The following is a 25,519-nucleotide window of genomic DNA, read 5'->3' on the forward strand; positions in this document are numbered from 1 at the left end:
CCATGAACGCCGCGAGTTCCGCCTGGATGGCCTGCTCGATCAGCTTGCGCGCGCCCTCGCGAATAATATCGGTGAACGGGTCTGCGCTGAATCCGGATGGATCGGGCAACTGCATGATGGTAGTCAATGACATGTGGCGTATCCTTTTCCCTGCTGAGAATTGACGGCATCTGAACACCGCCTTGATATGCCACCCTTCAGGCCATCACCAAATTTCGCCCGTTACTCCAAACGGCGCCATCTGGTCGAGAACTTCTTCGCGAAGATCAACGAGCTCCGAGCCATAGCCACGCGCTACGAAAAAACCGCCTGTAGCTACGCCGCGAACTGGCATCTCGCCGCGACCATCATCGCATCCCGATAAATGTCCACGGGCTCTAGCGATCAGGCCTGCATTTCTGCAGTATCGCCCAGCCTTATGTCGAAGGCATCGGCCCTTGCATGTGTGAGACTGCGGAAAGGCGGAGCGCCGGGACCGGAAGATCCCTCCGCTGGCATCGATCGCACGCCCGAGCCAGTGTTTGCGGGATTGATCAAAACACGACCTCATCAAGGTGCCATTTGTCGTTCGGCCTTGGACGCTTGCGACGGAAGCAGATGGCAAAATAGGTAACGAAGCGGTTGATCCAGAGCCTCTCGGCTGACAACGACATCGCTCGGCCAGAAGATATTCAACATTTGCCGCACTCAGTGCGAAACGATGTGACAGCCAGACAGCGCAGGAAATGATTTCGCGCGGATAGCGACAGCATTTCAGGCGCGGCATTGAGGACGGAATTCTTATGCCGAAGCGCTATCCGAGTGTAGCCCGCCCATCAATTTGACAGTGCAGTGCCCGCGCGTGAAACGTCGAGCATCACCCTGAAAACTGTCTTCGTTCGGTCAGGATAAATAACGGTGAGGTCACGTTAACTGATCCTGTCATTGGCGTCGGGGCGATTTCAGCCCGTGCGCATGACCCAACCGCCGAACAGCGAGAAGCGGCACGATTCCCGCCCGAATTCCTGCCCCACTCCGTATGGCTCTGTGCCGGCTTCAGTCTCAGCTTGCGCAAGGTGCAAGAGTGGTTGCTTCGGGCTTGACGTTTCCGAGGAGATCATCCGGCGACGGATCGCCAAGCCACCCGGATTGGTCATGGCCGCCGTCGCCGGCGGGCTCGGTCCGGCATCTGGACGCAGTGTCGGCTAATGGAAGGCCTCAGCCAGCCTCGCCTAAAATTCGCAAGAGCCGCCGCGTTTCGAGAGCGTCCGATCTTCTGTGTATGACTGATCCGGTCCATGCTTCATCGAAAGGAAGCATGCATGACGATCTCCAAGGAAATCCTCGACGAACTGCTGAAGGGTGTTGAGTGCTCTGAGGATCTGCTCGGCGACACCGGGCTGATGAAAGAGCTGAAGATCAAGCTCATGGAGCGGATGCTGGGCGCCGAGTTGACGGCGCATCTTGGCTATGAAGATGGCAAGCAGGCCCCTCCGGGTCAGAGCAATCGCCGGAATGGCGCCTCGACCAAGGTGCTGAAGGGGCAGGACGGCGAGATGACCGTTGCGGTGCCCCGCGACCGCGACAGCAGCTTCGAGCCGGAGCTGGTGAAGAAGGGCCAGACCCGGATCGACGGGATGGAGTGAGGCGGAACAGAAAACAGTCCGGGGGACTGTTTTCCCGACGAACTAGATCATCGGCCTCTACGCGGCCGGGCTGACAGTTCGGGATATCCAGGCCCATCTGCTCGATCTCTATGGCCTGAAGGTCTCGCCCGATCTGAACAGCCGTGTCACCGACGCCGTCCTGGATGAGGTTCGGGAATGGCAGAGCCGGGCGCTGGAGCGGATGTATCCGATCGTGATCTTCGATGCCCTGCGGGTGAAGATCCGCGATGCCGACAGCCGGACGGTGAAGAACAAGGCCGTGTATGTCGCGCTCGGCGTCACCCGAGATGGCCTGCGCGAGGTTCTGGGCTCGGGGTCGCGCATCCGCAGGGCCTCGACGATCTCGTGATGCAGGCGCACGGCCTCGGCGCGGTCTTTTCCAGCGGCTTCCCCGCGGCCAATATCTTCGACGCCCCGCAGGCCAAGACCGATACGGAAGCGGCGCTGAACGCCTCGACCACGGTGCTGAACGCCCATCCCGAGATCAAGCACTGGGTCGCCTTCGGCCTGAATGACGAGGCCGTGCTGGGCGCCGTCCGCGCCAGCGAAAGCGTCGGCATTTCGGCCGAGAACGTGATCGGGGTCGGCATCGGCGGCGCGGAATCCGCGATCAACGAGTTCAAGAAGCCCGCGCCCACCGGCTTTGTCGGCACCGTCATCATCTCGCCCAAGCGCCATGGCTACGAGACCGCGCTGAACATGTACAACTGGGTCGCGAATGACGCCTCGCCCGAGCCGCTGATCTTGACTGCTGGCTCGCTCGCGACCGGTGACACCTATGTCGCCGTCCGCAAGGACCTGGGCATCGAGTGCTCTCGTGAGGGGGCGCGGAAATGCGTCCCCTTGCCACCCATGCCAGCTTCGGCGTCGAAAAGGGTGCGGTCCATGGTTTGATGGGCGAGAACGGCGCGGGAAGTTCCACGCTGATCAAGATTCACTCGGGCGATCTCGCGGCCAATGGCGGCAGCATCAGCATCGACGGCACGGAGCTAGTCTATGCCTCGGCGCGGGACGCTTTTGACGCCGGGGTGATCGTGATCCACCAGGAATTGCAGCTTGTTCCCGAACTGACCGTCGCTGATAACCTGACGCTGGGCCGGTTTGCGGCCAGCGCGGGCGTGATTTCGCGCCGCCGCATGATTGAACATGTCTCGCGCCGACTGCGCGAGGCGGGGATCGAGATCGATCCGCGCCGCAAGGTCAAGAGGCTCTCGATCGGCGAGCGGCAGATGGTCGAGATCGCCAAGGCGGTCATGCTCGACGCCCGCGTCATCGCGCTGGACGAGCCGACATCGTCGCTGTCCTCGCATGAAAGCGAAGTGCTGTTCCGGCTGATCGAGCGGCTGCGGGCCGAGGGCAAGGTCATCCTTTATGTCTCGCACCGCCTCGACGAGATATTTCACCTCTGCGATAGCATGTCGGTTCTGAGCGACGGCCGCCTTGCCGTGCATCACCCGGTCCTCGCCGATGTCACCCGCGAGCAGATCGTGGCCGAGATGGTCGGGCGCGAGATCAGCGACATATGGGGCTGGCATCCGCGTCCCTTGGGCGAGACCCGCCTGAAGGCCGAGGGGATCAGCGGCGAGAACCTGCCCCGACCCGCCTCGTTCGATCTACGCGCGGGCGAGATCCTTGGCTTTTTCGGGTTGATCGGGGCAGGGCGCTCGGAACTGATGCGGCTCATCTTCGGGGCCGATCCACGACCTTCGGGGCGCGTGCTTCTGGACGGCCAGCCGGTCGCGGCCAGCGACCCGCATGGCATGATCCGCGCCGGGCTGGTGCTCTGTTCTGAGGATCACAAGCATGACGGGATCGTGCAGGGCCGCTCGATCGAGGAAAACATCACGATCTCGTCGCGCCGCCATTCCAGCCGCTGGGGCATCTTGAATCCCCGCGCTGAGGCCGCGACCGCCGATCGTTTCATCGAAAAGCTGCGCGTGCGCACCCCCTCGCGGCATCAGGACATTCTGAACCTCTCGGGCGGGAACCAGCAGAAGGTCATTCTGGGCCGCTGGCTTTCGGAGCAGGGCATCCGCGTGCTGATCGTGGATGAGCCGACGCGCGGGATCGATGTCGGCGCGAAATCCGAAATCTACGAATTGCTCTATCAACTGGCCGAGGGCGGCATGGCTATCATCGTCGTCTCGTCGGAACTGCCCGAGGTCATGGGGATCTGCGACCGCCTTCTGGTCATGTGCGAAGGCCGGATCAGCGCGGAGCTGCCGCGCGCGAATTTCGACGAGGCCGCCATCCTCTCCGCTGCCTTGCCGGACCGCGCAAGCCTCGCATCGTAAGGAAACAAGATGAAGAAATTGCTGCTCGGCGAACAGGGTCTTCTGGTGATCTTCGCGCTGGCCTTTGCGCTGGTCTCGGTCCTGGTGCCGAATTTTCTGACCGAGCGGAACATGCTGGGCCTGCTGCAATCGGTGGTGACCGCGGGGATCGTCGCCTGCACCATGATGTTCTGCCTTGCGGCGCGGGATTTCGACCTGTCGGTGGGCTCGACCGTGGCCTTCACCGGCATGGTCGCGGTGATGGTCTCGAACGCGACGGGCTCGATCCCGCTTGGCCTGCTGGCGGCCTTGGCCTGCGGTTGGGCTGTCGGTTTCATCAACGGCTTCGTCATCGCCAAGTTCAACATCAACACGCTGATCACCACGCTCGCGACCATGCAGGTCGTGCGCGGGCTGGCGCTGATCGCCTCGGACGGGCGGGCGGTCGGGATCAACGACCCTGCCTTTATCAATACCGCTCTGTCGAAACCTTCCGGTATCCCGACCCCGATCTGGGTGCTGGTCGCTTTGTTCGCGCTCTTCGGATTCGTGCTGAATCGTACGGTCTTCGGCAAGAACACCCTTGCCATCGGCGGCAATCCCGAGGCCTCGCGCCTTGCGGGCGTCAAGGTCGACCGCACCCGCATCCATATCTTCGCGCTACAGGGCCTCGCCTGTGCGATCGCAGGGATATTGCTCACCTCGCGCATCACCTCGGGCCAGCCCAATGCCGCCGTCGGGCTTGAGCTTTCGGTGATCTCGGCCTGCGTGCTGGGCGGAGTTTCTCTGGCCGGAGGCCGCGCCACGATGACCGGCGTGATCGTCGGCGTGATGATCATGGGCATGGCCGAGAACGCGATGAACCTGCTCAATATCCCGGCCTTTTACCAATATCTCGTGCGCGGGGTGATCCTGCTGCTCGCGGTGCTGCTCGACAACCTGCGTTCCAGTGCACTGGGCCACAGGTAGATGGCCCGTGAATTGCGTCCGGCGAATAGCAACCTGACTGTCGGCCTTTCGACCGCGGGGGCTTGCCTGACCTATGCGGAAACGGCGGCGGGGCGGGCATTTCTGCGCCCGTCGCAAGGGGCGGGCCGGTCGATCAGGCCTATTTCCCGATGGCGCCGCTTTGCAACCGCTTGGCGGGAAACCAATTCCGCTTTGGGGGCCGGGCCTATAGCCTGCCCTCCAATACGGAGGATCCGCTTTACCTGCATGGCGATGGCTGGCTGGCCGATTGGCAAATCGAGGACCAGAGCCCAAGTGCCGCGACCCTGAGTTTCGGGCATGACGGCGCGTTCCGTTACGGGGCGCGGCAAGAGGTCCGGCTTGAGGGCAAGACCCTGGTAGCGAAACATGCCCTGCTGGGGCTGACGAAATCGCTCACCCTGGAATATGCAAATCGATCGGTGCGGGTGAACGCCTTGGCACCGGGCTATGTCGAGACGCAAAAGACGCGGGACTGGTGGAACAGCGCGCCCGATCCGGACAAGGCCCGCGCCGAGACCCTGGCGCTGCATCCTTCAGGCCGGATTGCCCAACCTTCGGAAATAGCCAAGGCCGCACTGTTCATGATCTCGGATGAGCCCCCCTTCATGAACGGATCTTGTTTGGTCGTAGATGGCGGGCTGAGCATTCTTCAACACGCTTGACGGCGTTGCCAAGTGGTTCGAGGGAGCCCGTTATCAAGGGCAAGGCCAGACGGGCTCAATGAAATAGCGAGACCTGCCCGACAACGGTGCCGCGATCATCCTGTGAAGACGTCCCCTCGGCGCTGATCGCGACCCATGTCTCCGGCGACCGGTGACATAGCCTAATGATCCCGGACTGGGCCGATCTTTACTATGCGGCCATTGCGGTGGGCATGTCGATCCTTGTCCGCTTTGGTGCGACAGCCCATGCCGAGTGTGGGCGGCGGTGGTTGTAGAAGATGGCGCTGTACTCGCTGAAGGCGGCTCTGGCCTCTCGGCGGGACCTGAATCGGGTGCGATGGACCAGTTCGTCCTTCAGCGTGCTGAAGACGCTTTCCATCGGTGCGTTCTGCGCCTGATAACGATCCACCGGATCAATTCGCTTCGCTGGCGCGGACCGGCATGAACTCGAGACAAGTTCCTTTGCCGCTCATTAAGGCCTGCGCCTTCCAGACATCCAACAGCCTTCGGTCGTCACCACGGGCACGGCGCGATCGGAATGGCAGATCAGGCCGGGAGCGGGTCAGTGGCTTTGCAACGCCATAGGCATCGCATCGACGGCAAAGGCTGCTCGTGTGGCGATCCGGACGCGCGAGCATCCGCCCTTTGGCTGATGTCCAGCGAAACGCGGTTGGAATGAGGAGCCGCATCGGGTCAGCATGCCGGGGGGAGAAGGACAATGACGCAGCTTGAATCGATTTCGGCCGGGCCGGTCACGCAGCTTGCCACGGATGTCGCCAGTGGCCTCGTCGGTCATGAGAGGCTGGCCGAGCGCCTGGTCATCGCGCTTCTGGCAGGCGGCCATGTCCTGCTCGAGGGGCCGCCGGGCATCGCCAAGACCCGCGCGGTCAAGCGGCTGGCGGCGCATCTGCCGGGCAGCCATGCCCGGATCCAGTGCACGCCGGACCTGCTGCCCTCGGACCTGACCGGGACGCAGATTTTCCGCGCCGAAAGCGGCAGCTTCGACTTCGTGCCCGGCCCGGTCTTTCACAGCCTGGTCCTGGTAGACGAGATCAACCGCGCGCCCCCCAAGGTGCAATCCGCGCTGCTCGAGGCCATGGCCGAGGGGCAGGTGACTTCGGGCGGGATCACCCGGCCGCTGCCCGATCCCTTCATGGTCGTCGCGACCCAGAACCCGATCGAGCATGAGGGGACCTTTCCGCTGCCCGAGGCGCAGATGGACCGTTTCCTTTTGCACCTCGCGCTCGACATGCCCGATGCCGAGGCCGAGCGGGGCATCCTCGATCTGGTCGAGGCCGAGGCGATCGCGCCGCCTGCCGCGCCGCCGATGCCCATCGCCATCGACCAGATTCATGCCGCGCGCGCGGCGGCGGCCCGCGTCCACCTGGCGCCGGCGCTCAAGGATTTCATCGTCCGGCTTGTCATGGCGACCCGGCACGGCGGGGCCGTCGCGCAATGGGTCGAGCATCCCGTTTCGCCGCGCGGCACGCTGGCGCTGGCCGCCGCGGTGCGCGCGCGGGCCTGGCTACAGGGCCGCGACCACGGCCTGCCCGAGGATGTCGAGGCCTTGACCCAGGATGCGCTGGCCCATCGCCTGATCCCGAACTGGCGGGCCATCTCCGAGGGGTACAGCGCCCGCAGCCTGATCGCGGACGTCCTGCGCGAGGTCCGGCCGTGGTAGACCTGCCGCGCGCGCTGGACCATCCCGGCCTGCGGCTCACCCCGGCCGAGTTGCTGGCCCTGCGCCCGCCGATCCATACCGCCCGCCAGCGCCCCAGCAGCCGCCGCCCGGGTGCCCTGCCGTCCCGGATCAGCGGGCAGGGCATCGACCTGCGCGAGATCAGGGCATTCGCCGAAGGGGACGACCCGCGCCGTATCGATGCGGCCGCCTCGGCGCGCACCGGGCATCTGCATGTGCGCAGCTTCCACGACGACCGCGAAGACAGCACGTTGCTGATCGCGGATTTCCGCAGGCCGATGCTCTGGGGCACCGGCACGGCGCTGCGCTCTGTCCGGGCGGCGCGCCACCTGGCCGTTCTGGGCTGGCGCGCCGTCGACCGGGACGGATCGGTCGGGTTGCTGGTCGCGGGCGACGCGGCTCCGGCCCGGCTGGCCGGCGGCACGGGTCAGACCCAGATGCGCGAGATTGCCCGGTTGTTGGCGGATCACCACGATCTGGCCCTGATGCAGCAAGACGATCAGCGGCCCGCGCCGTTGGCACCGATCCTCGCGCTCGCTTTGCGTCATTCCGCCGCCGGGGGGCGGGTGCACATCGCCACCGGCCCCGAGGGCCTGGCCGGAATCGGGCCCAGCCTCGGCCAACTCGCACGCGGCAGGCGGGTCGAGGTGCATCTGGTGCTGGACCCTTGCGAGACGCAGCCGCCGCGCGCGACGCTCTCGGTCAGCGACGGCTCGGCCAGCAGGGTGGGGCGGATCCGGGCCCTAGATCAGCAGCCGCTGTTCGAGGATCTGCGCAAGCTTGGCGTCGCGCCGCACCTGGTCCTGCCCGATGACGCATGACGAGTTGATCGCCGCCCTAGCGCCCAGCCGCCTGCCGGGCGGCGTGACGGACCCGGGCTGGCGCGAGTTCCTGGGGCTTTTCGGGCTTGGACTGTTGCTGGGCCTGGGGATTGCCCTGCTGCTTGCGCCCCTGATGCGCCGCCGCCTGTCGCGGCGCGCGCGGATCCGGGCGACGCGCGGGATGCCGCCGCAGGAAAGGCTTCTTGCGGTGGCCCGCATCCTGGGCGGCCTGCCCGAGGCGCTGCGCCCCTCGGCCTATGGCGCGGCGCCGCCCCCGGCCATGGCGACGCTCGAGCGCATCGCCAATCGGCACAGGCGGGCGCGATGACGCTGACCTTTCCCTGGGCGCTGCTTTTGCTGCCGCTGCCGTTCCTCGCCCGGTTGCTGCCGGCCACGGCCACGCGCGGCGGGCTGCGGGTGCCGCGGCATGTCTATGACGGGATCGCCCCGGCCAGCACGGGCAGGTCGGGCGTCGCGCTGACCGCGCTGGCATGGGTCGCGCTGGTCTTGGCACTGGCCGGCCCGGCGGTGCAGCGCCAAAGCTCGGCGTTGCCGGCCTCGGGGCGGGACATCGTCCTGGTGCTGGATCTGTCGGGCAGCATGGAGAAGCAGGATTTCGCGCTGGACGGCCAGCCGATCTCGCGGCTGGACGCGGTCAAGCGGGTGGCCTCGCGCTTTGTCGCGGCGCGCAAGGGCGACCGGATCGGGCTGGTTGTCTTTGGCGACCGCGCCTATTTCGCCCAACCGGTCACCTTCGACGTCGAAGCCGTCGCCCGCGCCATCGACGAGGCGCAGATCGGCATTTCCGGCCGGGCGACCGCGATTTCGGACGGGCTGGGCCTGGCGACGCGCCGGCTTGCGCAAAGCGATGCGCCCTCTCGCGTGATCGTGCTGCTGTCGGACGGGGTGGATACCTCGGGCAAGGTCGGCGCGGTGGACGCGGCGCGGCTGGCGGCCCGCCACGGCATCCGCACCCATACGATCGCGCTTGGCCCCGACGACCTCGAGACGGCCCCGACCTCGCGCGATGCGGTGGATGCCAGGACCCTGCGCGAGGTCGCCGCGGCCGCGAACGGCACCAGCTTTCGCGTGCGCGGGATGGAGGACCTGACCCGCATGGCCGCGACGCTGGACAAGCTGGAACCCAATCCCTCCGAGCGCCCGCCCTTGCACTACCTGCAGGGCCTGTGGACCTGGCCCGCGCTGTTGGCTCTGGCCGCGATGCTCGGCCTGGCCATGAGGCGCAGATGATCCTGCTGCGTCCCTGGTGGCTTCTGGCGCTGCCGCTGCTGGCGGCGCTCGCGCTGTGGCTGTGGCGCAGGGGCGTGGATGCAGGCGGCTGGCAGGCGGTGCTTTCGGCGCGGATGCTGGGCGGGCTGGCGGCGCTTGGCTGGCTGGACCGGCGCGGGCGCATGACACGGTTGGCCCCCGTGGCGGGGGCGTCGGCGGTGGCGTTGGGGCTTGCGGGACCCGCGCTGCCGCGCGCCGAAGTGCCGGTCTTTGCCCAGAGCGATGCAGTGCTGCTGGCGCTCGATCTGTCGGCTTCGGTGACCGGCGGGGTCGAACCGCGCGGGCTGGCCGACCTGCAGGCCGCCGCGGCGCAGATGGTCGCGGGCCTGTCGGGTCGTCCGGTCGGGCTGATCCTTTATGCCGGCGAGGCCTATGCCGCCGCGGCCCCGACCACCGATCCGCGGGTCCTCGACAGCCTGATCGCGGTGCTGGGCCCGCAGACCATGCCCGATCAGGGCAGTTCTCCGGCGGCCGCGATGGCGCTGGCCGGACAGATGCTGGCCGGGACCGGGCGGGCCGACCTGGTGCTGATCTCGGATGGGGGCGGAGCTGGGTTGCCCGCCGCCCGCGCCGAGGCCGCGCGGTTGGCGCAGAACGACATCGGCCTTTGGGTGCTCAGCCTCGACGGCACGCGGGGCACGGATGCTGCCGCGCTTGCGAGGCTCGGGCCGGAAGACAGTGCCGCCGCCACCTCTCCGAAGGCGGTGATCGCGGGGCTCGAGCGCGCGGGCCTTGCCGGAAATGCCGAGCTGACGATGCTGCGCTATCGCGATCTCGGCCCCTGGATCGCGGCGCTGGCCCTTCTGCCCCTGCTGGCCCGCTTCCGGAGGCAGGCATGAGGCGCTGGTCCCTGCTCGTGCTTGCGATGGCCTGCCTTGCTTTGGCCGGACCGCAGGCGCTGGGGCGCATCGCCTTGCTCGCGGGTCTGCCTGGCCTCGCGACCCTCCTGCTGCCGGACATTGCCGAGAAGGCGGTCGCGTCCTATCGCGCCGGCGATTATCGCGCCGCGGATGGCGGTTTCGCGCAGGCCGGCGGGTCGCAGACCTACAATCGCGGCCTCAGCCTGGCCGCGACCGGCGATTACCTGCTTTCCAAGGGCTATTTCGACGCCGTCCTGTTCTCCAACCCCGCCGATTCCGAGGCCCGCGCCAATCGCGACCTCGTCGCCGCGATGATCCCGCCCCAGAGCGGGGACAGCCTCGTTCCGGGCCGGATCGCGGCGGCCGGCGGGCTGGGACCCGGAGGATTGCCGCAGAACACCACCGCCGGGATGCTGGCGATCCATTGGAAGCGCGATGTCGAGGCGCGCGGCCTTGCCGCCAGCGACGATTGGCTGGCCGCCTTGAACGATGATCCCGGCGAGTTCCTGCAACTGCGCCTCAAGGCCGAGTACGACCGCCGCGCCGCCCTGGGTCTGATCCGCCCGGCCGAGGGGGACCCATGGTGATCCGACTGCTTGCGTGTCTCGCGGTGCTTGTGCTGGCCGCGCCGGCCTTCGCCCAGGACAGCCTGCGCCTGATCCTGCCCGAGGCTCGCCCCGTCATCGGCGAGATCATTCCGCTGACCATCCGCGGCGAATATACCGGCTGGATCACGCTCGAGGACATGGAGTTTCCCGACTCGGCCGATTACGACTGGATCCAACTCGGGCCGGATGACTGGCGCGACGAGCGTGTGGGCGGCCGGCAAAGGCGTATCTTCGAGCGCCGCATCGCCGTCTTTGCCCGGAAGGCCGGGACCTTGACGCTGGGCCCGGTCACCCATGTGCTGACCAAGGCCGAGGGGAACACCCGCCAAAGGGTCGAGGTCACAGCGGCTGAGGTCCGCCTGCCGATCCAGCCCTATCCCGCGCCTGGGCGGCCTCTGGTCGCGCGCAGTCTGAAGGTCACGGACGAGCTTTCCGCCGATCCGGCGCGGATCCGCGACGATCAGACCATCCTGCGCCGCATTACCCTGACCGCCGAGGGCACGATGGCGCATCTTCTGCCCGCGCGCCCCGAATTGCGCGCGCCCTGGCTCATCAGCTTCACCTCGCCCGAGAAGCGCGAGACCCGGTTGACCGAGCGCGGCCCGGTCGGTTTCGTGCAATGGGAGTGGAGTTTGAGGCCCATCACAGGCGAGCAGGGGACCCTGCCGCCGATGCGTTTTTCCTGGTTCGACACCAACAAGCGCGAGTTGCGCGGAGAGATCACCCAGCCCATCCCTTTCGGCTATGGCAGGCTCGAGCAGAATATCGGTGGCTCGGCCCGGCCGGTGCAGGCGACGGCCTGGTCGATGTTGGCGGTATTGGCGGCAGGCGGGCTTGCGGGTCTGGTCGCGATGCTGTGGGGCAAGAGGACGCGGCCACTTTCCGTGCTTGCCTTGGGCTGGCGGCGCTGGCGACCCAACCCTCATCTGCCTGCCTTGCAGGCCGCCGCGGCTCAGCCCGACCTGTTTGCCCTGCGCCGGGTGGCCCAGGATTTCGTCCAGGCAGAGGATGCCGTCGGCCGTTGCCCGCCGCGCGAGGCGCTTGCGACATTGGATCATGCACTCTTCGGACCGTCGCCCGTGGAGTTTGACCGTTCAGCGTTCCTGCGCGCTCTGACCGGACGGCAATAGTGCCGATCTGCGATTCGAGACCGGGCGGTGACTCCGACACGGAGAAAAGCGGGGTAGGCTGCCGCTTCGGTCGCCATGCCTCTCGCCTGGCGCGGGCGGCCATGCATCGTCGGATGCCATCCCGTGTGCCGGTGCGGCATTGAAGGCCAATCATCATCTCCGCCCTGACCTCCGGGGGAGGGGCGAGCTTTTACCGGGGATGCCGAACCCGGGGTCAGCCGCGACGGGACGCGCGCAGTCTTTGGCCAAGGCTCAGACGAAGCGCCATCGCAGACAGGATTTCGCGCGCGATCGCCCAGGCTTTTCCGCAGACGGGGGGACTTCTCAGCGCCTGCGGAACAAAGCGGGGCGTCTTGCGGCGAAAGCGGCGCGGCCCTCGTTGGCGTCCTCGGTCGCAAAGCAGATGGTCTGCAGATCGCGCTCATAGGCGATGGCCTGCTCGAGCGGCATGTTGAAGGCTGCGGCAAGATTGTCCTTGGCGGTTTCGGCGGCGATGGGCGCACGGGCGGCGATTGTGGCCGCGATCTCGACGGCGCGGGCGCGCAGTTCCTCGGCCGGGTGGGTTTCGCTGACGAGCCCCCACGCCAGGGCCTTTTCTGCGTCGACGGGCTCGCCGGTCATCACCATCATCGCGGCATTCGAGGGACCGATGGAATGCGCCAGCAACGCGGTCATGCCGCCGCCGCCGATCCAGCCCAGCTTGATTTCCGGCGCGGCCATGCGTGCGGTTTCCGCGGCGATGCGGATGTCGCAGGACAGCGCCATCTCGAGCCCGCCGCCAAAGGCATAGCCGTTGATCGCGGCAATCGACGGCTTGCGCAGGGCGCGCAGCGCGTCGCAATATTCGGTGCGGTTGCGGAAATCCCAAGGGGTCGCGTAGCTGTCGAGCAGCGAGATGTCCGAGCCCGCGCAGAAGGCCTTGCCCGTGCCGGTCAGAACGACGGCGCGGATCGTGTCGTCTCCATTGCAGCGGGCGACCGCCTCGACCATCAGCGCGGCCATCTCCGGGGTCATCGCATTCAGCTTTTCGGGGCGGTTATAGGTGATGATGCCGACCTGCCCCTCGATCTCGAATGTCAGGGGCGCGGTCATGCGGGGATCTCCGTCTTGTGCGAGGCGTGGAAAAGCTCGGCGAGCCGTGCCGCCAGTCTTGCGGGCGGGGTGCCTGTGGCAAAGCCCTCGCGCAGCGCGGCCGAGGCGGCACTCTGGAAGGCGATGAAGCCGTCATGACGCGGCCGGATCGACGCGGCGTCGAGCGTTTCCGCGGTCGCTGCGAAGAAGCGTCCCGTGCGCGCATTCACGCGCGCATCAAGCCAGGCCTCGCGCGTGCCGGGCTGGCCGTCATGCTCGGGGATGAAGCCGCGCTGCACCTCCGGGCTCATCAGCCACAGAAGATGCCGGCGCAGGGTCTCGTCCACGGCGCAGCGGGTCGAGATCGCGATGCCCGTTCCCCCAAGGATCGAGCCGGGGCTGCCCGAGGTCGCGATCCGGGGCGCGTCCGAAAAGGCCAGCGGCACGGCGCGGGACGGCGACGCGTAGTTCACATAGCCATAGATCAGCGGGCAAAGCGCCACGTCGTCATTCCCGTCCGACATGTGCTCGAGAATGCCGATCGGGTTCAGCGCCGCGACCGAGGCCGGGCTGCGCGCGGCGAGACCCGCCAGAAGGGCGATGGCACGGCTGGCCGTTGCGTCGCCGACCCAGCGATCACCGTCGCGCAGGTCAAGCTGCGGCTCGATCGCCTGCACGACCGAGAGGAAGGACAAAAAGGCATGGGGTCCCGCCAGCGACAACGCGACCTTGCCGGTCCGGCGCGACAGATCGGACACTTCGTCCCATGTGCGGGGGGCTGCCCCGACCAGGTCCGAGCGGCGGGCCATGACCTGCGTCGCGGCATCAAGCGGCAGCGCCCAGGGTCGGCCCGCCATGACATAGCTTTCCATGCTGGGGCCAATGGCGCGCGCCGCGATGGCGGCGAGATCTTCGGGCGCGAACACCTCGTCGAGCGGGCGCAGGCAGCCAAGCGCCAGCGCCTCGCCCAGATGGGGGTGGTCGAGGACGACCAGATCATAGCGCGCGCAGAGTTCGCCGATCGGGGCGCTTTCGAACCCCTCCAGGGGCTGCGCATCCCAGCTGATCGGCCCGCCTCGGGCGGCAGCGGCTTCGAGCGCGTGGCGGCCGCGCGGGTGGTCCCAGGTCAATCCGCGAAACATCACGGCTCCCCCCGGCCGACGGCGCCCTGGGTGATAAGGGCCTCGATCCGGGCCGCGTCATAGCCTGCGGCGGCAAGCACCTCGGCGGTATGCTGGCCGGTCAGGGGCGCGCCGCGGCGCAGTTCGGACGGCGATTTCGAAAAGCGGATCGGAAAGCCCGGCGTCTTCACGCGGCCCTCGGTCGGGTGGTCGTATTCGATGAAGGTGCCGTTATGGGCGATCTGCGGATCGGCCACGAGATCGGCATAGCCATAGACCGGGCCGACCCAGATCCCCTCGGCTTCCAGCCGGGCCAGAGCGTCGGGCTGGCTGAACTTGGCTATGGCATCACGGACCAGCGCGAAGGTCGCGTCGCGGTCCTCCCAACCGGCGCTCATCTCGTCGAGTCCGGCAAGGCGGGGCTCGTCGAGGGCGCGCGCGAGGCCTGGGAAATTCGGCATCGCGAGCGCGATGAACTTGCCGTCATTCGTCCCGAAAACCCCGTAGGGCGAACGGATATAGACATGGGCATGGGGTTCGGCGGAACGCGCCTGCGGCTTCTGCCCGACGGTAAACACCGAAAGCTCCTGCATCTGGATCGTGGTGATCGCGTCGAGCATATTGACCTCGACCTTCTGGCCCTCGCCGCTGCGTTCGCGGTGGAACAGCGCCGCCAGCGCGCCCTCGAAGGCGGTATAGGCGGTGATTGCATCGACCAGATATTGCCCCGCCGGGGTCGGGGGCTCGCCCGCGCGGCCCGCCGAGAGCATGGCGCCGGACATGGCTTGCAAGAGCAGGTCCTGACCGGGACGCATCGCGCTGGGTCCGTCCTCGCCATAGCCCGACATCGAGACGTAGATCAGGCGCGGATTGATCGCGGCAAGGCTGTCGTAATCGACGCCCAACCGGGCCGCGACGCCGGGGCGGTAGTTCTGGATGAAGACATCCGCCGTTTCGACCAGTTTCCGCAGCACCTCTTTGCCGCCCTCGGATTTCAGGTCCACCGCCAGCGACCGCTTGTTGCGGTTCAAGGACAGGAACGAGACGTTGATCTTGTTCCCGGTGATCCCGCCCGCCGGAGCGTGGCGCTGCCATTCGCCCGCCAAAGGCTCGATCTTGATGACATCCGCGCCCAGATCGCCCAGCCGTTGCGCCGCGAAGGGGCCGGCCATGGCGATCGAGCAGTCGAGGACGGTGATCCCGTCGAGAATGCCCATGATAGTCTCCTTAATGCATGGTCCAGCCGCCATCGACGGCAAGGGATTGGCCGGTGATGAAGCCGGCCTCGTCGGACAGGAAGAAGCGGATCGTCGCGGCGATGTCGCCGGGATGGCCGCGGCGCTTGATCGCCTGCGAGGCCATGATCCGCGCGGTATAGCCCTCGGGATCGGGATGGATCTTCTCGGCATCGGTGGGGAAGGCGCCCGGCGCGATCGCGTTGACGGTGATGCCCCATTTGCCGAATTCCCGCGCCCAGGCGCGCGTCAGACCCAGCAGCGCGCCCTTGGACTGGACATAGGGAACGAGGTTCTCCCAGCCGCCGGTCAGGGTGATCGAGGTGATGTTGATGATCCGGCCCCAGCCCTGTGCGCGCATGCCGGGCAGGGCGGCGCGGGTGCAGATCAGCGCGGCCTCGACATTGACGGCATGGACCAGCGCCTGTTCCTCGAGGCTGTATTCCTCGAAAGGCTTCGAGGGATAGATCGCGGCATTGTTGATCACCGCATCCAGCGCGCGCTCGGCGGTCAGGCGGTCCAGCACGTCCTGCAGCGCGGGCTTGTCGGTCAGGTCGCATTCGATCAGCTGCAGCCGCGCCGCCAGATCCCCGGGCGTGTCGGCGATCAGGGCGCGGTTCTTTGTCGGGTCGCGGTCGAGGACGATGACCTCGGCCCCCGTGCGCAGGAGCTGCAGGGTGGTCTCGTGCCCCAGCCCGCCCGAGGCTCCGGTATAAAGAATGCGGCGTCCGGTGAGATTGCTCATTGGCGGTCCTCGATCCTGCGGAAATTTCCGGTCGGTTGCGGATAGTCTGTGTCAGGCTGGCCATGGATGGCGCGGATGCGCGCCTCGGCCCCGGCAATGGCATCGGCATCGGGCAGGATGGTGAAGCGGCTGTCATAGGCGCGTTCCTCGCCGTGGTTCAGCCAGATCATCTCGCCGCGCTCGCGGGCGACCAGATTGCCCAGAACATGGTTGGTCGAGGGTTCGATCCCCAGCGCATATTGGCCAGATTGCAGGTTCTGCCATTCATATTGGCAGGGGAACTGGTCCTTGCGGGTCACCACCATGAAGCCGAGGCCCAGCCGGTCATTGACCAGCGCGACGGGCACTTCGCCCGCCTCATCGGCAACCATCTCGTGCTGCCAGACCTGTTCGTGGAAATCGATCCGGGGCCCCGTCAGGCTGCGATAGCCGACGCCCTGCGCCTGGTAGCTGTCCTGATGCGCGGCCCAGACCGTCTCGGCAATCGGGGCGAGGTAGCGTGCGCCGTCCTCGAGCACCGGATGGCCGACATTGACGTGATAGCAATACATGTGCGGCGTCCGGTAGAAGCCGCGATTGACGACGCGATCCGAGAGGCGGATCTCATCGCTGCCGACCTCGATCTCGATCCGGCGGTGCAGTTCCAGATGCTCGCCGAAGACGGCGGACTGGGTGACGACGCCCTCGGCCCAGAGGAAGCAGCGATCCCCCTCCCAGCGCTCGCCATAGCCGGTCAGATGGGCAGGCAGCGTGCCGGCGCGGCCATGCAGCGAATGCGAGGCGGTCTTGCGCGGGCCATAGACATAGCTGTCGGTCGGGACCTCGTTCATGAACAGGATATGATCGAGCCCGCAGGTCACCATCAGCCCCGAGAAGCTGCGCATCCAGCCCAGGCCGCCCTCGCCCTCGTATTCGGACAGCGAAGGGTGGCGGAAACCCGCGGGCGAATGCCAGCCGATGGCGCGGCCATTATGCTCGCAATCGGCGATATCCATGCAGCGGTCCAGAAGCACGGTGAAGCGCAGCCCCGATCCGCTGCGGAATTCCAGCATGCGGTTGCCGCGTTCCTGGCCATTGGAAAGCTCCATCAGCCGGACGCCGGCGGCATGGGACAGTCCGCCACTCGCGGCCTCGATCTCGCGCCGGGTGAAGCGCTTGCCGTAAAGTTCTACCATCTTGTCTTGTCCTGGAGGGAGCGGGGGCAGGGCGGGGGAAGGATCCGCCCTGCCGCGACGGATCAGCAGCCGTTCGCGCGCAGCTTGCCGTCAAGGAAGGCCTTTGCGCGGGCCACGTCGGATTCGTCCAGATGCTCTATGATCATCGGGATGTTCGGATGCTTCTGCGCCAGCCGCTTGAGATACAGGTCGTAGTTCAGCTCACCCAGACCCGGCGCGGGCAGCTCGATCTCGCCTACGCCGCGGAAGGTGTGGCTTTCGGCCGCCGAGGCATCCCCGATATCCGAGTGCTTTTCCGACTTGTCATCGCCCGAGCGCTTCACGTCCTTGGCATGAGCAATCTTGATCTTGTCCGACAGCGCGTCGAAGACGTGGTTCAGCGTCTTGTCCATCTGGCCGATATTATGGGCCTCGAAGTAATTGGTCGGGTCCATCAAGAGGCCAAGGCCGGGATGGTCCACCTCGGCGAACATGCGCAGGGTCTCCTCGACGGACCCCACGACATTGTTCACATAGGTTTCCAGCAGGAAGACCGCGCCGTGATCCCAGGCGAATTTCGCGAGATCGGTGATGACCGCGCGGCAGTCGTCCCAGCCCTCCTCGGTCTTGTTCCGGGGATGGTGCACCCAGTCGCTGGTGGTATCGAACGTCCCGGTTTCCGAGATCACATAGGGCGAGCCCAGATATTGTGCATGGGCAAGGATTTCCTTGAGCCGGTCCAGACGCAGCTTGCGGGTCGCCGCATCGGGATGGACGATATTGGTATAGGCCGAGATGCAGCAGACCGGCAGGTGGTGGTCGCGGAACGTGTCGCGGATGGTGCGGCATTTCTCGGGCGTGACCTGACCGTTAGAGACGTCGATATCGCTGAAATGCAGGTCCAACTGGACCGTGTTGAAATCATGGGCGCGGATCTTCTGCGCCGTGGTCTTCAGATCATAGGGGAAATACCCCGTGAAGATCCCGGATTGCATCATGACTGGTTTCCTCCCGATTCAGTCCTGAGAAATGTCGTGGGCGACGGTCCTGCCCTCGTCGATCGAGCGATAGGCCGCCTCGACCAGCGCCATGGTCCGCACATTGTCGGCGACCGACAATGCCGGGGCCTCGCCGCTATGGATGGCCCATTGCAACTGCTCCATCACGCCGATGAAGGCATGGGGGAACCACATCGTGTTCCATTCCGGGCTGACCCATGCGCCGCCGGTTTCCTTGCGCGAGGCATAGGTCAGGGTCGAGGGCGCGCCGACAGGCCAGCCGATCGTGCCCTTGGCGACGCCCTCGGTGCCCTCGACGCGCCAGGTGATGTGCTGGTCATCGGAATAGCCCTCGGCGCGCGGACCGGACCAGACATCCTCGAGCGACAGCGCCAAGAGCCCCGAGGGGAAACGCAGCATGGTCGAGACGATCCCGTCCTGATGCGCGAATTCGGTGCGCGGATCGCTTCGGGTGACGGTCGTGACCTCGCTGGGATCGCCGAACAGGAAACGCAGCGCGTCGAGGTGATGGACGCTCATGTTCGAGAGCGTCAGGCGGTCGTAGCCTTGCAGGAAGCCCTGCCAATGCGGGATCGCGTGCATGTCGATCTGGGCAAAGACCGGCTCGCCGAGCGCGCCGCGATCCAGAAGCTGCTTGAGCACGCGCATCGACTGGTCGTAGCGCATGTTCTGGTTGACGGACAGGATCTTGCCGGCGGCCCGGGCCTCGTCGCGCAGGGCGCGCGCCTCCTCGAGCGACAAGGCCAGCGGCTTCTGCGCAAGGATGCCCTTGATATGCGGCTGCTTCAGGGCGTAACGGATCAGGTCGGGCTGCAGATGCGGCGGATAGGCGATGTCGATGATGTCGAGAGCCGTGTCCTCGATCAACGCCTCGGGCGTGTCATGGACGGTTTCGATGCCGTAGCGGTCGGCGACCGCTTCGGCCTTGCCTCGACTTCGCGAGGCAATGGCGCCGACGGGAAACCCTGCAAGGCGATAGGCTTCGAGATGGCACTCCGCCATGATCATGCCCGCGCCGATGGCGCCGATACGATAGTCGCGGCAGCGGATCGCGGGATCCGCAGTCAGATCTTGGGCTGTCATGTTCCTCCTCCGACGGGCCTCCTCCTGCCCGCAGCTTGCCGAAAGACTGGCATGCAAAAAACGTCATCAGCAATCATCTATTCCCATCATTTAACATCATTTCGCGTCATTTCGGCAGTAAGCGCCCAATTTCAGACTTGCGTGATGATGAAGATGAGGTTTTTTCTGTTGCCTATCTCCGCCGTCCGGGACCCAAATGCGCACCACGATCATCGAAATTGCCGAAAGGGCCGGGGTCTCTCCGGCCACGGTGGACCGGGTGCTGAACGGGCGCAGTGGCGTGCGCGAGCGGACGCGCGAAATCGTCCTGAACGTGGCGCGGGAACTGGGCTATTTCGGCCCCGCCGAGTCGCTGGAGGCGCAGAGGGTGCGCCTGGATTTCGTGCTTCCCGGCGGCAGCAACAGCTTCATGCGCAACCTGCGCAGCCAGTTGATCGACGAGGCCGCACGACATCAGGACGTCCAGCTGCGGATCCACGACATAGAGGACTGGGGCAACGGCCGCATCGGCCTGCGCCTTGCCGAGTTGCACGGCCAGACCGATGGCGTCGGCGTGGTCGTCCCCGACCGCCCCGAGATCCGCGAGGAGCTGAACACCCTTGCCCGTGCCGGAGTCCGGGTCGCGACGCTGGTCTCGGACATCCCCGGCGTCGACAAGATCGGTTACGTCGGGGTAGACAATCGCGCGGCCGGACGGCTGGCGGGCCTGCTGCTGGGGCGCCTGCTTGGTCCCGCGAAGGTGCACAACATCGCGCTGTTCGTGGGCTCGCGGGCCTATCGCGGGCATGAAGAGCGCGAGATGGGTTTCCGCTCGATCCTCGCCGACGAGTTTCCCGACCTGAGGATCGCCGGATATGCCGAGGTTGGCGACGACCGCGAGCATGCCCATGACGAAATGCGCCGCATCCTGTCGATGGGGCAGGTGGACGGCATCTACAATATCGGCTCGGGCAACCAGGGAGTTGCCCGTGCCCTGCGCGAAGCGCAGCTGAGCCAGCGCATTGTCTTCATCGGGCATGACCTGACGGATGCGACCCGCCTGCTTCTGCTGGACCGCACGATGGACGCGGTGATCGACCAGAACCATCGCGTTCAGGCGCGCGAGGTCATCAGGCTGCTGGTCTCGGCGGTGCGCGGCACGAGCGAGCAGGAATATCCTCCGCGACTGCAGGTCGTGTTCCGAGAGAATATCCCGATCAACTGAAAAAGGGCCCATGACTTGGTGACCTTGCCCCGTGTTCCTGGACGGGGCCGAACTTCACGATGCGGCTATTGCGATCCTTGCTTGTTCGGGAGTGCGATAGCCGATACGCGAGTGTCAGCGGCGGCGTCGGCGGCGGCGGTTTTGGAAGATGGCGATGTATTCGAAGAGCACGGCTCTACCCGTCAAACGTTGTGCAGCGAAAGCTTCGCAGCCATCAGAGTCCGGCTGCTGACCTTAGCGCTTGGTTCATTCTGCTCTGCCAACCTGGGCCTTGTGCCTTGAAGCGCGCCACCACCTCCTGATCGAGGCGAAGAGATACGGCCACCTTGGGATTTTCGGACCTTGGACGACCGCCGAGATTCTTGCGCAGGTTGCTTGCCAATTCGGGGAAAACCTCCTGAAAAGGCTTCGCTCGGGCAATTTGGTCGTCCGTGGCTTCCGGCGCGTCAGGATCACTCGCGATCATGCGCTGGATCTGCTCTTCGGCCAGGTGCTTTTTCGTCATAGCAGGCTCCTTTCCTTTTTGCTTGCCGGGCGCATCGAGATCACCGAGACCCCCTCGCTTCCCAACGTGGCAAAGACGACTGCGATCGTGCCATCGGAAAGCCGGCCAATTGCCATATGCCGTCCTGCCTTGCCTGGAACTACCATGGACGACAGGAAGAATTCTTCGTTCAAGTCGGCAAAGTCCAACCCATGCTTGGCAAGGTTGATCTACCGCTTTGGTTCATCCCAAACGATCATCAGCATTGCTTTATGTATGTACGAAAACCTTTAGCCGTCAATGGATCGAGGGGAGCGTGCCAGATATTTCATTCGAGATGGGATGTGTTCGCGGCGGGCAGGGCGAAAGAGCGCACCTCGGTCAATCAAGGCAAGACCGGGAAGCCGGTCCGGTCCGAGATCGCGGAGACAACGCGAAGCTCATTCGAACACTGGGTCGCAGATCCCAAGATGATCGGACAGGAGTATATGTGGCCCAGCCGCCTGCACGCCAGCATGCATCTCTCGACGAGGCAATATGCGCGCATCTTGCGAAGCTGGGTCCGGTCGATCGGGCTGGAGCCAAGCGCCTATGGGACGCATTCGATGCGACGCACGAAGGTGGCCAGAGCTACAAGAGGACAGGCAACTTGCGAGCGGTCCAGCTTTTGCTCGGCCATATCAAGATGGACAGCACGGTTCGATACCTCCGTATCGGCATTGACGATGCGCTTACGCTCTCTGAGGGCATAGACCTGTAGGACAGCTAGCCGGAAGGCGCTATTCCGGTCGGCGCGGCCCTTTCCGGTCGCCTCTCCACGGCACGGTGAAAGGCTGCTTCGGGCGCAGGCACGGACGTCAGCCCTTCAGGACGCTTGGACAAGACCTTGCAACCGACGGCCGAGTGGCGCGCCCGGATCGGCGAGGTCGAAGACGATCGAGAGGTGGTTCCGGTTGGGTTCAATCCGCAGTTCCGTCGCCTGCCCCTCCCGGTCGAGCGTCGCGTTCAGGGCAATGGCCTGGTTCTGGAACGGGGCGGTCTCTGCTTCGCCGCGGGTGATGATCCGTTGCGGGCCCGCCAGGTGCCGCGCGAGCAACGGTGACCAGTTTCTGGCCTCATGGTCGGTCATCCTGGCCTCGTCCTTCAGGAAAGACCCGGGAATCCCCGAGAGATCGTAGATTCCGCTGACCAGCAACATACCGCGCAGGGGCGGAAAGTCCGGCAGGCCCGCGTCGCCCGGTGCCTCGGAGGCGAGCAGCGAGGCGAGATGCGCCCCCGCGGAATGGCCGCTTACGGTGAAGCGCGCCGGGTCGGCGCCGATCCCGGGCGCCATTTCGACGAGGTGCCGGGCGGCGCTGCGGACCTGCGCGACGATCTCGGCCAGACGGGTGCCGGGCATCAGGTCATAGCTCACCAGCACAGCGATCCCGCCCGCCGCGATCACCGGGGCCGCGACGAGGGTATGGGCCTCCTTGCTGCCCGCCCGCCAGTAGCCGCCGTGGATGAACATGTGCAGCGGCGCGCCGGGGGTCGGGTCGGGCGGAAAGACGAGGTCGAAGCTCTGCCGCTCGGTCGGGCCGTATTTCACGTTCCGCTCGACGCGCACAGTGTCGGCGAAGGCGCGGCTCCGCGCCTCCGTCTCTTTCATGATCGCGTCGAAATCGGGGATGAAGTCCCGGTTGCGGTAAAGGTCGCGCTCGGCCATCGTCGTCCTTTCCCGCCGTCAGAACTCGACGGCGAAGTATTTGGGCTCCATGAATTCGAGGATGCCGGTGACACCGCCCTCGCGTCCCAGCCCGCTCTGTTTCGCGCCGCCGAAGGGGGCGGCCGGGTCCGACATCAGCCCGCGGTTGATGCCGACCATGCCGGTCTCGATTCCTCGACCGACGCGCATCGCCCGCATGATGTCCCGCGAATAGACATAGGCTGCAAGCCCGTACTCGGTGTCGTTCGCGAGGCGGATCGCCTCTTCCTCGGTCTCGAAGCGGTAGATGGCGGCGACGGGGCCGAAGATCTCCTCGTGCGCGAGGGCCGCGTCGGTCGGCACGTTCTCAAGTACGGTCGGCGGGTAGTAGTAGCCGCTGCCATCCACCGGCGCGCCGCCGGTGGTGGCCCGTGCGCCGCGCTCCTTCGCCTCGGACACCAGCCGGTCGATCTTTTCCACGGCCTTCTTGGTGATCATCGGCCCGCATTGGGTTTCGGGTTCATACCCGGCTCCCAGCTTCAGCGCGGCCATGCGCTGCGTCAGCCCTTCGACGAAAGCATCGTGGATGCCCGCCTGCACGTAGAACCGGTTCGCCGCCGTGCAGGCCTCGCCGCCGTTGCGCATCTTGGCGACCATCGCGCCGTCGAGCGCGGCGGAAAGGTCGGCATCGTCGAAGACCATGAAGGGCGCGTTGCCGCCCAGCTCCATCGAGCAGTTCACCACGGATTTCGCGGCCTCGGCCAGCAGGAGGCGCCCGACGCCGGTAGAGCCGGTGAAGGAAAGCTTCCGCACCCGCGGATCGGCCAGCATCGCCGCCGTGACAGGTCCGGGGTTCGAGGTTGTCACCACGTTCACCACGCCCGGAGGCACCCCGGCCTCGGCGCCGAGCCGCGCCATGGCATAGGCGGTCAGCGGGGTTTCCGAGGCGGGCTTGAGGATCACGGTGCAGCCCGCGGCCAGCGCCGGGCCGATCTTGCGGGTGGCCATCGCGGCCGGGAAGTTCCACGGGGTGATGAGCAAGGCGATCCCGATCGGTTCGTGATCCACCAGGATGTTGTGCGCACCCGAAGGCGTGCGGCGGAATTCGCCGCCGATCCGGGTCGCCTCCTCGGCGTACCAGCGGAAGAACTCGGCGGCGTAGGCCACCTCGCCGCGCGCGTCGGCCAGCGCTTTGCCGTTCTCGAGGCTGATGAGCAGAGCCAGTTCCTCGGCGTGCTCGCTCATCAAGGTGAACCAGCGGCGCAGGATCTCGGATCGCTGGCGGGGCGGAGTGCGGCGCCAGTCTGCAGCGGCGGCTTCGGCGGCGTCCACTGCCCGCATCGCATCATCGATCGAGGCGTCGGGCACCTCGGCCAGCGTGTTGCCGGTCGAAGGGTCGGTCACGGGAATGCCTGTCCCGGCCTCCCACTTTCCGCCGATATACAGACCTTCGGCGTGCAGCGAGGGGTCCGCGTAGCCGGTGATGGCGGTGTCGAGTGTCATTGCAATGTCTCCCTCAGTTCGTTTCGAGTACGGCGAGTTCGCCGTGGAAAGCCGCGCCGACCAGTCGCCGCATGTCTTCGAGCGGCAGCGGGCGCGGGTTGTTCTGGATCAGCCGGGCGATGCCGCAGGATTGCTCGGCCACCCAGTCGAGCTTGTCCTCGGCCAGCCCGAGGTCGCGGAGCGTGCGGGGTATGCCGATCCGGCCGAAGAGTGCGGCGATGGCCGGGATGACCTCGGCACCGGATTTCAGGCCGACGGCCCCGGCGATCCGGTCCAGCTCGGGCCCGATCTCGGGCGCGTTCCAGGCCATGACGTAGGGCATCAGGCACGCCACCCCGGCCCCGTGCGCGGTATGGGTCAGGGCGCCGGCGGGATACTGGATCGCATGGGCGGCGGCGGTGCCGGCCACCCCGAAGGCGAGGCCGGCCATGGTGGCCCCCAGCATGACCTTGGCCCGGGCCTCGGCGTTGCCGCCGTCGGTGCAGGCCGCCTCAAGCCCCTCCCAGAGGAGGCCGATGGCGCTCAGGGCGAAATGATCCGAGGTGGCGTTCTTGCCCACGAAGACCCGCTCCTGCGCCAGCCCGGGGGTCGGTGCGCGGCGGATCGCGGTGAAGGCCTCGATGGCGTGGGTCAGCGCGTCGGCGCCAGCGATCGCGGTGAGCGAGGCCGGGCAGGTCAGCGTCAGGTCGGGATCGCAGATCGAGACGGTGGGAATGATGTGGGGCGAGGAGATGCCGACCTTCAACTGGCGTTCGCTGTCCGATAGCACCGCGACCGGCGTCGCCTCGGACCCGGTTCCGGCGGTCGTCGGCACCGCGATCAGCGGCATGACCGGGCCGGGCACCATGAACTCGCCGTAGTAATTCTGCGGCGTGCCGCCATGGGTCAGCAGGACCGCCACGCATTTCGCCATGTCGAGGCAGGAGCCTCCGCCGACCCCTATGACCAGATCGGGCGCGAAGTCCCGTGCGGCCAAGGCGCTGGCGACGGCGGTCTCGACCGGCACGTCCGGCAGGGTCGAGCCATCCACCCTGACCGACAGCCCCGCGGCCTCGACCTGCGCGACCATGGCTCGGAAGTCCGCGTCCCCGGCCAGCCGCGCATCGGTCACCACCAGTGCCCGCTTGCCAAGCGTGGCCGCGACCTTGCCGAGGGCCGCGCGCTGGCCGCTGCCGAAGATCAATTCTCGCGGGGCTCTGATCGTGCCGAATAGGGTCATCTTCTCTCCTGTCATGTG

The 25,519-nt window shown here is 66.3% G+C and carries 25 protein-coding genes and 3 pseudogenes; 13 read left to right on the top strand and 15 right to left on the bottom strand.

What is annotated here, in order from left to right; translation table 11 throughout:
• Both ESZ60_RS21455 and ESZ60_RS21460 read right to left on the bottom strand, forming a co-directional pair.
• Positions 1-133 (bottom strand): annotated as a pseudogene (locus tag ESZ60_RS21455) (IS256 family transposase); the annotation flags it as partial.
• A 327-nt stretch (positions 134-460) separates the two neighbouring features.
• A pseudogene (locus ESZ60_RS21460) lies at positions 461-784 on the bottom strand (IS6 family transposase); the annotation flags it as partial.
• A gap of 517 nt (positions 785-1,301) precedes the next feature.
• Here ESZ60_RS21460 and ESZ60_RS21920 point away from each other — a divergent pair.
• The 5 genes and pseudogenes from ESZ60_RS21920 to ESZ60_RS18190 all read left to right on the top strand — a co-directional run.
• Positions 1,302-1,956 (top strand): annotated as a pseudogene (locus ESZ60_RS21920) (transposase); the annotation flags it as partial.
• Between the two features lie 38 nt (positions 1,957-1,994).
• Entirely contained in the window at positions 1,995-2,540 is a 546-nt protein-coding gene (locus ESZ60_RS18175; protein ID WP_245155773.1) for a type 1 periplasmic-binding domain-containing protein, read from the top strand.
• Positions 2,480-3,940 carry an L-arabinose ABC transporter ATP-binding protein AraG gene (gene araG, locus ESZ60_RS18180; protein ID WP_134682126.1) on the top strand — a complete coding sequence of 487 codons (1,461 nt, stop codon included), beginning with the start codon at positions 2,480-2,482 and terminating at the stop codon, positions 3,938-3,940. Before ESZ60_RS18175 ends, araG begins: the two co-directional genes overlap by 61 nt.
• A gap of 9 nt (positions 3,941-3,949) precedes the next feature.
• Complete coding sequence (araH, locus tag ESZ60_RS18185; protein ID WP_134682127.1) at positions 3,950-4,888, top strand: L-arabinose ABC transporter permease AraH; 939 nt, start codon at positions 3,950-3,952, stop codon at positions 4,886-4,888.
• Between the two features lie 62 nt (positions 4,889-4,950).
• On the top strand, positions 4,951-5,571 hold the full coding sequence (locus ESZ60_RS18190) for an SDR family oxidoreductase (RefSeq protein WP_134682128.1): 621 nt from the start codon (positions 4,951-4,953) through the stop codon (positions 5,569-5,571).
• Between the two features lie 190 nt (positions 5,572-5,761).
• Here the strand turns inward: ESZ60_RS18190 and ESZ60_RS21925 are convergent, their stop codons facing one another.
• Complete coding sequence (locus tag ESZ60_RS21925) at positions 5,762-5,980, bottom strand: integrase core domain-containing protein (RefSeq protein ID WP_134682129.1); 219 nt, start codon at positions 5,978-5,980, stop codon at positions 5,762-5,764.
• A gap of 309 nt (positions 5,981-6,289) precedes the next feature.
• On the opposite strand from ESZ60_RS21925, the gene ESZ60_RS18200 reads away from it, so the two are divergent.
• The 7 genes from ESZ60_RS18200 to ESZ60_RS18230 are packed head-to-tail and all read left to right on the top strand — an operon-like array spanning position 6,290 to position 11,979.
• Positions 6,290-7,252, top strand: a complete 963-nt coding sequence (locus ESZ60_RS18200; RefSeq protein WP_134682130.1) for an AAA family ATPase — start codon at positions 6,290-6,292, stop codon at positions 7,250-7,252.
• Positions 7,246-8,091 carry a DUF58 domain-containing protein gene (locus tag ESZ60_RS18205; RefSeq protein ID WP_209021357.1) on the top strand — a complete coding sequence of 282 codons (846 nt, stop codon included), beginning with the start codon at positions 7,246-7,248 and terminating at the stop codon, positions 8,089-8,091. Before ESZ60_RS18200 ends, ESZ60_RS18205 begins: the two co-directional genes overlap by 7 nt.
• Positions 8,081-8,419 carry a hypothetical protein gene (locus tag ESZ60_RS18210; RefSeq protein WP_134682131.1) on the top strand — a complete coding sequence of 113 codons (339 nt, stop codon included), beginning with the start codon at positions 8,081-8,083 and terminating at the stop codon, positions 8,417-8,419. The genes ESZ60_RS18205 and ESZ60_RS18210 overlap by 11 nt, the downstream gene beginning before the upstream one ends.
• The gene (locus ESZ60_RS18215; RefSeq protein WP_134682132.1) at positions 8,416-9,342 is read left to right on the top strand and encodes a VWA domain-containing protein; all 927 of its coding nucleotides are present in this window, start codon (positions 8,416-8,418) and stop codon (positions 9,340-9,342) included. The genes ESZ60_RS18210 and ESZ60_RS18215 overlap by 4 nt, the downstream gene beginning before the upstream one ends.
• Positions 9,339-10,220 (top strand): VWA domain-containing protein, encoded by an 882-nt coding sequence (locus ESZ60_RS18220; RefSeq protein ID WP_134682133.1) that lies wholly within the window; start codon positions 9,339-9,341, stop codon positions 10,218-10,220. Before ESZ60_RS18215 ends, ESZ60_RS18220 begins: the two co-directional genes overlap by 4 nt.
• Positions 10,217-10,828 carry a hypothetical protein gene (locus ESZ60_RS18225; protein WP_134682134.1) on the top strand — a complete coding sequence of 204 codons (612 nt, stop codon included), beginning with the start codon at positions 10,217-10,219 and terminating at the stop codon, positions 10,826-10,828. Before ESZ60_RS18220 ends, ESZ60_RS18225 begins: the two co-directional genes overlap by 4 nt.
• Positions 10,822-11,979 carry a BatD family protein gene (locus tag ESZ60_RS18230; RefSeq protein ID WP_134682135.1) on the top strand — a complete coding sequence of 386 codons (1,158 nt, stop codon included), beginning with the start codon at positions 10,822-10,824 and terminating at the stop codon, positions 11,977-11,979. Before ESZ60_RS18225 ends, ESZ60_RS18230 begins: the two co-directional genes overlap by 7 nt.
• A gap of 324 nt (positions 11,980-12,303) precedes the next feature.
• Here ESZ60_RS18230 and ESZ60_RS18235 read toward each other — a convergent pair whose 3' ends face one another.
• The 7 genes from ESZ60_RS18235 to ESZ60_RS18265 form a co-directional block, all read right to left on the bottom strand.
• A complete protein-coding gene (locus ESZ60_RS18235; protein ID WP_134682136.1) occupies positions 12,304-13,071 on the bottom strand; it encodes an enoyl-CoA hydratase/isomerase family protein in 768 nt (255 codons plus the stop codon).
• Positions 13,068-14,192: a type 2 periplasmic-binding domain-containing protein gene (locus tag ESZ60_RS18240; protein WP_134682137.1), complete on the bottom strand. Its 1,125-nt coding sequence runs from the start codon at positions 14,190-14,192 to the stop codon at positions 13,068-13,070. The genes ESZ60_RS18235 and ESZ60_RS18240 overlap by 4 nt, the downstream gene beginning before the upstream one ends.
• Positions 14,192-15,388 carry a CaiB/BaiF CoA transferase family protein gene (locus tag ESZ60_RS18245; RefSeq protein WP_134682138.1) on the bottom strand — a complete coding sequence of 399 codons (1,197 nt, stop codon included), beginning with the start codon at positions 15,386-15,388 and terminating at the stop codon, positions 14,192-14,194. Before ESZ60_RS18245 ends, ESZ60_RS18240 begins: the two co-directional genes overlap by 1 nt.
• Positions 15,389-15,398: 10 nt before the next feature.
• Positions 15,399-16,151, bottom strand: a complete 753-nt coding sequence (locus ESZ60_RS18250) for an SDR family NAD(P)-dependent oxidoreductase (protein WP_134682139.1) — start codon at positions 16,149-16,151, stop codon at positions 15,399-15,401.
• On the bottom strand, positions 16,148-17,326 hold the full coding sequence (locus ESZ60_RS18255) for an aldose 1-epimerase family protein (protein ID WP_134682140.1): 1,179 nt from the start codon (positions 17,324-17,326) through the stop codon (positions 16,148-16,150). The genes ESZ60_RS18250 and ESZ60_RS18255 overlap by 4 nt, the downstream gene beginning before the upstream one ends.
• A gap of 62 nt (positions 17,327-17,388) precedes the next feature.
• Positions 17,389-18,303, bottom strand: coding sequence for a sugar phosphate isomerase/epimerase family protein (locus tag ESZ60_RS18260; protein WP_134682141.1), 915 nt, complete (start codon positions 18,301-18,303; stop codon positions 17,389-17,391).
• An 18-nt stretch (positions 18,304-18,321) separates the two neighbouring features.
• Complete coding sequence (locus ESZ60_RS18265; protein ID WP_134682142.1) at positions 18,322-19,407, bottom strand: Gfo/Idh/MocA family protein; 1,086 nt, start codon at positions 19,405-19,407, stop codon at positions 18,322-18,324.
• 196 nt (positions 19,408-19,603) lie between these two features.
• Between ESZ60_RS18265 and ESZ60_RS18270 the strand changes: the two genes are divergently transcribed.
• Complete coding sequence (locus tag ESZ60_RS18270; RefSeq protein WP_134682143.1) at positions 19,604-20,611, top strand: LacI family DNA-binding transcriptional regulator; 1,008 nt, start codon at positions 19,604-19,606, stop codon at positions 20,609-20,611.
• Between the two features lie 214 nt (positions 20,612-20,825).
• On the opposite strand, the gene ESZ60_RS18275 is transcribed toward ESZ60_RS18270, so the two are convergent.
• From ESZ60_RS18275 to ESZ60_RS18295, 5 genes are all read right to left on the bottom strand, one after another.
• Positions 20,826-21,116, bottom strand: coding sequence for a BrnA antitoxin family protein (locus tag ESZ60_RS18275; RefSeq protein WP_134682144.1), 291 nt, complete (start codon positions 21,114-21,116; stop codon positions 20,826-20,828).
• Entirely contained in the window at positions 21,113-21,262 is a 150-nt protein-coding gene (locus ESZ60_RS21465) for a BrnT family toxin (RefSeq protein ID WP_245155774.1), read from the bottom strand. The genes ESZ60_RS18275 and ESZ60_RS21465 overlap by 4 nt, the downstream gene beginning before the upstream one ends.
• A 698-nt stretch (positions 21,263-21,960) precedes the next feature.
• Positions 21,961-22,800, bottom strand: a complete 840-nt coding sequence (locus tag ESZ60_RS18285; RefSeq protein ID WP_134682145.1) for an alpha/beta hydrolase — start codon at positions 22,798-22,800, stop codon at positions 21,961-21,963.
• 18 nt (positions 22,801-22,818) lie between these two features.
• Positions 22,819-24,282, bottom strand: coding sequence for an NAD-dependent succinate-semialdehyde dehydrogenase (locus tag ESZ60_RS18290; protein WP_134682146.1), 1,464 nt, complete (start codon positions 24,280-24,282; stop codon positions 22,819-22,821).
• 13 nt (positions 24,283-24,295) lie between these two features.
• Positions 24,296-25,501, bottom strand: coding sequence for an iron-containing alcohol dehydrogenase (locus ESZ60_RS18295; RefSeq protein ID WP_134682147.1), 1,206 nt, complete (start codon positions 25,499-25,501; stop codon positions 24,296-24,298).
• Positions 25,502-25,519: the final 18 nt, after the last annotated feature.

It is taken from the genome of Paracoccus ravus (assembly GCF_004522175.1).
Taxonomy (GTDB): domain Bacteria; phylum Pseudomonadota; class Alphaproteobacteria; order Rhodobacterales; family Rhodobacteraceae; genus Paracoccus; species Paracoccus ravus.